This window comes from Dyadobacter ginsengisoli DSM 21015 (assembly GCF_059568735.1).
Map to the genome: position 1 here is coordinate 1,015,666 of NZ_JCANTY010000002.1, position 4,479 is coordinate 1,020,144.

Annotated in this window: 2 protein-coding genes; both read right to left on the minus strand. The window is 52.4% G+C overall.

Annotation, left to right across the window (positions count from 1 at the left end; all coding sequences use genetic code 11):
- Positions 1 to 1,607 (minus strand): hypothetical protein (locus BP71_RS10345; RefSeq protein ID WP_496378785.1); only part of this gene is annotated, 1,607 nt, incomplete at its 3' end.
- A 928-nt stretch (positions 1,608 to 2,535) separates the two neighbouring features.
- Positions 2,536 to 4,479 (minus strand): Ig-like domain-containing protein (locus tag BP71_RS10350; protein WP_496378787.1); only part of this gene is annotated, 1,944 nt, incomplete at its 5' end.

The following is a 4,479-nucleotide window of genomic DNA, read 5'->3' on the forward strand; positions in this document are numbered from 1 at the left end:
CTGTTGTAGCTCCACACCCCTTGTCCTGGGACACTCACGGTCCCGTCCGGGTTCAAAGTGCCGCCTGCCGGGGCAATCAGTGTTATCGAGGTATTCGCAGTTGTGGCTTGGCTGCCGTCGGAAAGATCGTCATTGTTCAAAAGGTTCACGACCGCGTCGGCGCCGGGTGTGTTGCCGGCGTCTGAATCATCGGTGGCAACCGGAGGCGTTGGAGCATTATAATCCACGGTAACATTTGCATTGTCGGTCAAACCGGTCGCCGTCTCAGTCAATGTGTAAGAGATCGGGGTCGGATCGCCGGTAAAGCCTGCATCCGGGTTAAAAGTCAGATCGCCGGTCGCTGGGTTGTAAGTCCATCCCCCTTGCCCCGGAACAATCACAGTCCCGTCCGGGTTCAAAGTGCCGCCTGCCGGGGCGATCAGGGCTACCGAGGTATTGGCCGGTGTAGCCTGGCTGCCGTCGGAAAGATCGTCATTAGCCAAAAGGTTCACGACTGCGTCGGCGCCAGGCGTGTTGCCTGCGTCTGAATCATCTGCTGCAACAGGAGGAAGCTGGCTGATCCCGAAGTTGAAACCCATCAGATTATTGTTGTTGGCATCGGCTACGGTCACCGTCTGCAACAGATTAGGCGAATTGTCGGTTTCCGACACTGCAAACCAGGTCGGTGGTAACCCAGGTGCAAGCGGAGCAGCCCCCACCGTGCCAGCAGTCGTGCTGAGGCGTACCGAAAAATTGTCAGAGGTGTAAATGTTATCGGTAAAGGAATAGCTTCCATCTGCGGCGACGGGCACAGAGGCGAATACGGTCCCGGCTGGACCCACCAGTATTGCATGCAGCTGCCCGGTAGCAGACCCCGGACCTCCGATTGCCGCGCCATTAACCCCTCCCGTTGGGCCATCGATATCCTTAAATACGTTACCGGAAATACTGGTGGGGCAACTTTTAAAACTCACAGATCTTACGCTATAGTCGTCCCCGGCGGTGTTACTGGCGGGAGAGTTTGACTGGAACTGCAGGCTAAAAGTACCGGTGTTAGGAATAGTTGACGGTAGTGTAAAGGTGACGAATATAAATGCACCATTAGCTGGAATGGTCGCCGCAGAAGAAGTAGCCCCGGCAGCCGTCGTAATAGTGGCATTGGTAGTAGGCCCTAATGCCGTCCGAAAAGTGGCATAGGTAACCCCGCCATAGATGATCCTAAAATCGGAAGCTTCTGAACCCGCCGTGGTACCTACACCATTGATCCCGTCGCCGGGCCTTATCTGGATGGTTACCACAGCCCCGTTACCATCCAGATTAGCGTTTGCTATCGGACGGCTCATTGTTTGAGTTGCCACCTCAGCAACAAAGGCACCAGAAGCGGACGTGGCAAGAATTGAACCCGCTCCTGAGCCCGTCCAACCCAACCCCCCATTGCTTCCAGTCGAAGGAGTGATGCTGGTTATCGCCACATTCCCATCCGCTGCTGCCCCGTTAAAATCGTAAAAATTAGTGGTTGGCGTTATTTTTTCTAGCTGCAACGCAGGAGCACACTGTGCGAAAGAGCCCGACGTTTTCATTATTGCCCAAACCAAACTAAGAATGGATATAAAAGTGTTAAGTTTCATTTTTGCTAGTATTTAAGTTCGACTTAGAAATCGTGTCATTTGTAAAATGCCCCGGTGCCAGGGCCTCCGTGTTGGTGTAGCTTCGGAAAGTATTTTGAAAAAACACCGTATTCGTACCCTCTACGCAAGCTTAGTCTGCTCACGCAACATAGGACCTAGCAACAAGGTCAATCATATTTAAAATGAAGGTATTCCAACTCAAAAACGATTCTGCACGGCTCTCAGCCGGAGAGCAGTAACGTGCTCTACCTGTGTGCCACAAAATTGCTGATTGTATTGCTGTTGAAATCTTCGAACCTAAGAGTGAGCTCAGGGCCTGAGGTTCCCTTGTTGAAGGCATTACCTCTGCCGTCGCGATCAGCAGCCAATGCCAAAATTCATACGCTAACCCGCCGAACTTTCATTGATCGGTACGACCTGGATCGTCAAGGGTAATCCAAAATTTCCTGTTAAGTGAAATAGGCTGGTAAATCAACCCACTATTTTCTATTGCACTTAACCGGCAGTGAAGGCAGTCAATCCTCGAAAATCACATTCATCAAGTTTTCATTATTGGTATTGAAAAATTAAGCGATCAGTAAAACTGTGCAGGGACAGTTAATCTCTGCAACCGAAGCACACTACAAAATAAGCGCATTGGTAACGGAACTGACGCTTAAAATTTTTCGCGTTATATCTTAATTTCAAAAGATATATTATACAACTAGTTGTATTTAATGTAGCTTATATTTGCAACAATACACTTCATAATATAGAATAACATCGATACTATCTGTCCAATCGGAAAGTGTCGTCACCGGAGGCTAACTAATAACACAAAAGGTATAGTATGCCGGCGCACTCGAAAGTCCAGGCGCCCTTCCATCTAAACGGCAAAAGGGGCTGCCCGAAAAACCCAGACAGCCCCTTGCCAGCGTTATGAGAAACTTTACTTAATACGGATGAATTTCTGTATCCGGATAGTCCCGTCAGCGTAGCGGATCCGCAACATGTGAATGCCATTGTCCAAACCTCTCACATCTACCATACCCGATGCCACCGGTCCCGAGCTGTAAACCTGCAAACCTGCCAGGTTGTAGATCGTAACCGATTTGACCAGTTTCCAGTCGCTCACTCGGATATACAGCTTGTCGGTCACCGGATTCGGATAAATACTGCCCGCTGAAAGGTCCCCGAAACGTACTGAACGCATTATGCTATACGAGAAGCTGCCATCGGTGTCGACCATTTTGAGCCGGTAGTACAACTGTGAGCCATAGCCGGCAGCCGCACGGTCGCTGTACGCATAGGTACCCGCTGCCTGGTTGTTGGAGGCTACCTCACCGATTTTGCCAAAATGCTTGCCATCCAGCGACCTTTCTACCTCATAGCGGTCGAAATTTTCCTGGTCGGTAGCCTTCCAGCCGAGCTCCACGTCGGCTTCCGAAGCCTTCGCCTCAAAGCTCACCAGGTGCACTGGTAACGCCTGCTGATAGGTAAACTGGTAATCCTCTATTTCCCCGTTGGCCACGTCGGAACTGAAACCTGTCGCCTGATCGGGCGCTGTCGGGCTCGCTACTAGCCTCACATTCACTACCGATCCATTCTGGAAGCTCACAGGTACTGTTACCGATACTGTCTGGCTAGCCGGTGATGCAGTGGTGATCGTACCCGAATAAAAGTCATCGAATGTCCCGTCAGGCGCTGTTGTCGGGGTACCCCAATCCACCCACATGCCGTAATGTACGGTAGCCGGCTGATTGGAATTCGCTGTAATCGTCCAGGTTACCGTACCGGGAGCCATGATCCCATTCACCGTTAAGCCATCCTCATCGGCGACGCCGCTCAAATCATCTCCTTTAGCCACATCGGCAGGATTGGCCGGGTTGGTAAAGCCATCAGTTTCCGCGTCGATCACGGTTCCAAGCCATACCGCGCCCGCATCATCGGGGACATGGTTGTTGTCCGCATCGGTGAAGCTTGCTTTTACTTTCGGGTAATTGACCGTAGCACCACTGTAAGGCAAATCACCATAGTCGGCCAGTATTACCTGGTCATAATCCACGGTCACATTTGCATTGTCAGTCAAGCCAGTCGACGTTTCAGTCAATGTGTAGGAAATCGGGGTCGGGTCGCCGGTAAAGCCTGCATCCGGGTTGAAAGTCAGATCGCCGGTCGCCGGGTTATAAGTCCATACCCCTTGACCTGGGACAGTTACGGTGCCATCCGGGTTCAAAGTGCCACCCGCCGGGGCAATCAATGCTACCGAGGTATTGGCTGGGGTAGCCGGGCTACCATCGGAAAGATCATCGTTAGCCAAAAGGTTCACGACTGCGTCTCCACCAGGCGTGTTGCCAGCGTCTGAATCGTCTGCTGCAACCGGAGGTGCCTGATCATAATCCACCGTCACATTTGCAGTGTCGGTCAGGCCAGTCGCCGTCTCAGTCAGTGTGTAGGAGATCGGTGTCGGGTCGCCGGTAAAGCCCGCATCCGGGTTGAAAGTCAGATCGCCGGTCGCTGGGTTATAACTCCATACTCCTTGGCCGGGGACTGTTACGGTCCCGTCCGGGTTCAAAGTGCCGCCTGCCGGGGCGATCAGGGCTACCGAGGTATTGGCCGGTGTAGCCGGGCTGCCGTCGGAAAGATCATCGTTCGCTAAAAGGTTCACCACTGCATCGCTGCCAGGCGTGTTGCCAGCGTCTGAATCGTCTGCTGCAACCGGAGGTGCCTGGTCATAATCCACCGTCACATTTGCAGTGTCGGTCAAGCCAGTGGCTGTTTCAGTCAATGTGTAAGATATCGGGGTCGGGTCGCCGGTAAAGCCTGCATCCGGGTTGAAAGTCAGATCACCGGTGGTGCTGTTGTAGCTCCACACCCCTTGTCCTGGGACACT